This window comes from Arthrobacter sp. HMWF013, assembly GCF_003061105.1.
GTDB lineage: Bacteria > Actinomycetota > Actinomycetes > Actinomycetales > Micrococcaceae > Arthrobacter.
Genome location: NZ_QAIQ01000553.1, coordinates 1 through 3843, shown reverse-complemented (window position 1 = coordinate 3843; position 3843 = coordinate 1). Strand labels below are relative to the sequence as shown.

General features: G+C 63.6%; 3 protein-coding genes and 1 tRNA gene. 2 read left to right on the top strand and 2 right to left on the bottom strand.

All coding sequences use genetic code 11. From position 1 onward, the window contains the following. Window positions 1-260 precede the first annotated feature (260 nt). Both DBR22_RS18945 and DBR22_RS18940 read left to right on the top strand, forming a co-directional pair. On the top strand, window positions 261-1052 hold the full coding sequence (locus DBR22_RS18945) for a PspA/IM30 family protein (protein WP_108600272.1): 792 nt from the start codon (window positions 261-263) through the stop codon (window positions 1050-1052). Between the two features lie 158 nt (window positions 1053-1210). Then, window positions 1211-2662, top strand: coding sequence for a cryptochrome/photolyase family protein (locus tag DBR22_RS18940; RefSeq protein WP_108600271.1), 1452 nt, complete (start codon window positions 1211-1213; stop codon window positions 2660-2662). A gap of 13 nt (window positions 2663-2675) precedes the next feature. On the opposite strand, the gene DBR22_RS18935 is transcribed toward DBR22_RS18940, so the two are convergent. Together DBR22_RS18935 and DBR22_RS18930 are read right to left on the bottom strand one after the other, a co-directional pair. Next, window positions 2676-3608, bottom strand: a complete 933-nt coding sequence (locus tag DBR22_RS18935; RefSeq protein WP_108600270.1) for a cytochrome b/b6 domain-containing protein — start codon at window positions 3606-3608, stop codon at window positions 2676-2678. A gap of 136 nt (window positions 3609-3744) precedes the next feature. Further along, window positions 3745-3821, bottom strand: a tRNA-Met gene (locus DBR22_RS18930). Window positions 3822-3843: the final 22 nt, after the last annotated feature.

Sequence of the window (3843 nt, the reverse complement as noted above, 5' to 3'; positions counted from 1 at the left end):
CATCAATTCCATCCTCAACGGCGGCGGCGGCGCAGGCTGGGGCGGCGGCCACAGCGATGGCGGCGGTTGGGGCGGCGACGGCGGTGGCTTCGGTGGAGGCGATTTCGGCGGAGGAGACTTCGGCGGGGGCGACTCGGGAAGTTTCTGACCCTCACAGGCTAGGCGCCGGACCGGTACAACCCCTCCGGCGGATAGAAGCGGTACAACAACTGTTCACTGATTTCAGTGGCCACCACTGAGCAGGACGAAAGGTATACATCATGGTTAAGCAGTCCATTTTCGGCCGGATCGCACAGCTTGCAAAGGCAAACATCAACACCTTGCTGGACAACGCTGAGGATCCGCAGAAGATGCTGGACCAGATGGTCCGGGACTACACGAACAACATCGCGGAGGCTGAGTCCGCGGTTGCCCAGACCATCGGAAACCTCCGGATGCTCGAGGACGACTACAACGAGGACGTCAAGAACGCGCAGGACTGGGGCAACAAGGCCCTCGCAGCCTCGCGCAAGGCGGATGAATACCGGTCCAGCGGCGACAGCGTTGACGCCGAGAAGTTTGACAACCTCGCCAAGGTGGCCCTGCAGCGCCAGATGTCTGCGGAAAACGAGGCCAAGGGAGCAGAGCCCAGCATTACCTCGCAGCGCGAAGTGGTGGCCAAGCTCAAGACCGGCCTTGACCAGATGAAGGGCAAGCTCAACGAGCTCACCAGCAAGCGCAACGAACTGGTGGCCCGCTCCAAGACGGCCGCGGCACAGTCCCAGGTGCACGATGCCATCAAGAGTATCGACTTCATGGATCCCACCAGCGAAGTGGGCCGCTTCGAAGAGAAGATCCGCCGCGAAGAGGCCAAGGTCCGCGGCCAGCAGGAGCTCGCCGCGTCCAGCCTGGATGCACAGTTCAACCAGCTCGAAGACCTCGGCGAGCAGGTTGAAATCGAGGCACGCCTCGCTGCCCTGAAGTCCGGTGGAGCCAAGCCGGCCATTGGTGCCTCCGGCAACTCCGCCCGCTCGGAATCCACTGTCGACGAAGCCGACTTCGACAAACTGTAACAGGTTCCGGCCCGCTGTTGGGCTGCCCGCAAGGCCGGGGTTCTGCGACGAACCCCGGCCTTCGCCGTGTCCGGACCGGACCGGCACGGCACCACAAGGCTCCACAACGCACCGCACGGTGGTGTCCGGCTTCTGGTCCAGGTGTGTAGCGTTGAACCATGGCTTCCCCCGAAACGTCAATCGTCTGGCTCCGTGATGATCTTCGGCTGGAGGACAATCCAGCCCTGTCCCGGGCTGCCGGGCTGGGTCTGCCCCTCACAGTGGTCTACATCCTTGATGAGGAATCAGACGGGATCCGTCCCCTTGGAGGCGCAGCCCGCTGGTGGCTGCACCATTCTCTGGTGTCCTTGGCGGAGTCCCTGGCGGCAGAAGGTTCCACGCTCATCCTCCGGCGGGGTCCGGCGGAGCCGGTGATCCGTTCCCTCGCTGAGGAAACGGGCGCCCGGCACATACTCTGGAACCGCCGCTATGGCGGTCCTGAACGGGCCGTGGACGCCGGCATCAAGGCATGGGCTGCAGAGAATGGCATCGAGGCCGCCAGCTTCCAGGCCAACCTGCTCTTTGAACCGTGGACCATCACCACAGGCAGCGGTGGGCCCTATAAGGTCTTTACGCCCTATTGGCGCGCCTGCACCTCATCCGGCGAACCCCGGCAACCCCTCGAGCGGCCGGACAACCTGCCATCCCCTGCCGGCGCCGGCAGAAAAAAGCATGCAGCCAGCGACGACCTGTCTGACTGGGCCTTGCTTCCGGTCTCCCCCGACTGGAGCGGCGGCCTGGCGGAAACCTGGGAACCCGGAGAGACCGGGGCGCACCGCCGGCTGGAGGACTTCCTGGACGGGCCAGTGCAGGAATACGGCACAGGGCGCGACGTCCCGGGCGTTGAGGGGACCAGCCGGCTTTCTCCCCATCTCCGGTTCGGTGAAATCAGTCCGTTTACCGTGTGGCACGAGCTCCGGCACCGCTTCCCACGCCAGGAGGGCGCCGACGTCGGGATCTTCCGCTCGGAGCTGGGCTGGCGGGAGTTCTGCTGGCAGCTGCTCTATGTCAACCCCCAGCTGGCAACCCGCAACTACCGCCCGGAATTCGACCGCTTCGAATGGCATCAACCCACCGAAGCAGAGCTGGCTGCATGGCAGCAGGGCCGGACCGGGTATCCGCTGGTTGACGCGGGGATGCGGCAGCTCTGGAACACCGGCTGGATGCATAACCGGGTCCGGATGGCCGCCGCCTCCTTCCTGGTCAAAAACCTGCTGGCCGACTGGCGGCTGGGTGAGGCCTGGTTCTGGGACACCCTGGTGGATGCCGATGCGGCCAGCAACCCGGCCAACTGGCAGTGGGTGGCCGGCTCGGGCGCCGATGCGTCACCCTACTTCCGGATCTTCAACCCGGTAACCCAAAGCAAAAAGTTCGACGCCGAGGGCCGTTACCTTCGCGAGTTCATACCCGAGCTCCAGCACCTGGACCACAAGGGCATCCATGAGCCGTGGAAGCTGCCCGATACCCATGGCTACCCCGAACCGGTGGTGGGACTTCCGGAGTCCCGCGAACGTGCCCTTGCCACCTACCAGAAGCTGAAGGACGGCCAGGGCGGCACCGCTCCGGACTGAAGCAGCCGGAGGGTCAGCGGCTGACTTTGCCCATCAGGGAGGCAATCGGACGGAGGAAGATGGGCCGTGCCAGGAACCAGGCCGCCACCATGACCACCACCGATGCGAGGAAAACCCAGAAGCCGAGCCAGCCGTCGCCGTCGTTGACGCCGTACATGTGGTTGAGGTTCCGCAGGGCACCCGTGGCGAGCACCAGGAACACGTGCACCACAATGAACGCGACGAAGTAGATCATCACCGGGAAATGGATGGCCCTCGCCAGTTCCATCGGGTACGCCTTGTTCAGGGCAGCTGCTTTTTTGGGCCAGGCCGGTGAGGTCCGGATCCCGGAGATGAATGCCAGCGGCGCGGCAATGAAGACCGTTGCGAAGTAGGTCAGCAACTGCAGCGCGTTGTAGTTGACCCAGCCGTTGTCTGTGGGCCAGTTCAGCGAGGCGTACTGGAGGGCTGCGGAAAGCGCATTGGGGATGGCATCCCAGCTGGTGGGCACGATCCGCATCCACTGACCGGTCGCAAACAGCAGGACGGCGAACACCAGGCCGTTGAGGATCCAGAGGACGTCCAGCGTCAGGTGGAACCAAAGTTCCAACGTGATTTTGGTGGGCGGGTTCTTGGTCTTGATCAGCCCTTTGTTGTTACGCGTCCAGTGCCCGCTGGGGCGTGTGGTGGTCCGCACCTGCCAGCCGGTCCTGATGATGAGCAACAGGAAGAACGCATTGAGGAAGTGCTGCCAGGCCAGCCAGGCCGGAAATCCGACGGGCGCGGCTTCGGGAAGTTCAGAGTGGCCGGGGTACTCAGCGAGGAAGGACTGCACTGCCGGAAGGCCCGTCAGCCACTTGGCGAGCAGGACCACCAGCACCAATGCCACGAGAACTGCGGGAACACCCCAGTAGAGTCGGGACCGCTTGCCCGTCGCTGAGCCGGGCTTCTTCGTGGGTGTGGACATCGAACAACATTCCTCTCGAGAATGACTGACCAGTGCTCAAATGTGAGGCTCTGCGAACGAGAATACTAGGAACCGGTAGTCATCGGGCAAAAAGAAGACCCCGGCCGGCATAACTGCCGGTCGGGGTCTTTTCACATGGTTGCGGGGACAGGATTTGAACCTGTGACCTCTGGGTTATGAGCCCAGCGAGCTACCGAACTGCTCCACCCCGCGTCGCTTGATCAACACTACCCTA

What these genes read in the sequence shown, in the direction of transcription:
- DBR22_RS18935 (WP_108600270.1), bottom strand. Translation starts at nt 3,608, where the DNA reads ATGTCCACACCCACGAAGAAGCCCGGCTCAGCGACGGGCAAGCGGTCC.
- DBR22_RS18945 (WP_108600272.1), top strand. Translation starts at nt 261, where the DNA reads ATGGTTAAGCAGTCCATTTTCGGCCGGATCGCACAGCTTGCAAAGGCA.
- DBR22_RS18940 (WP_108600271.1), top strand. Translation starts at nt 1,211, where the DNA reads ATGGCTTCCCCCGAAACGTCAATCGTCTGGCTCCGTGATGATCTTCGG.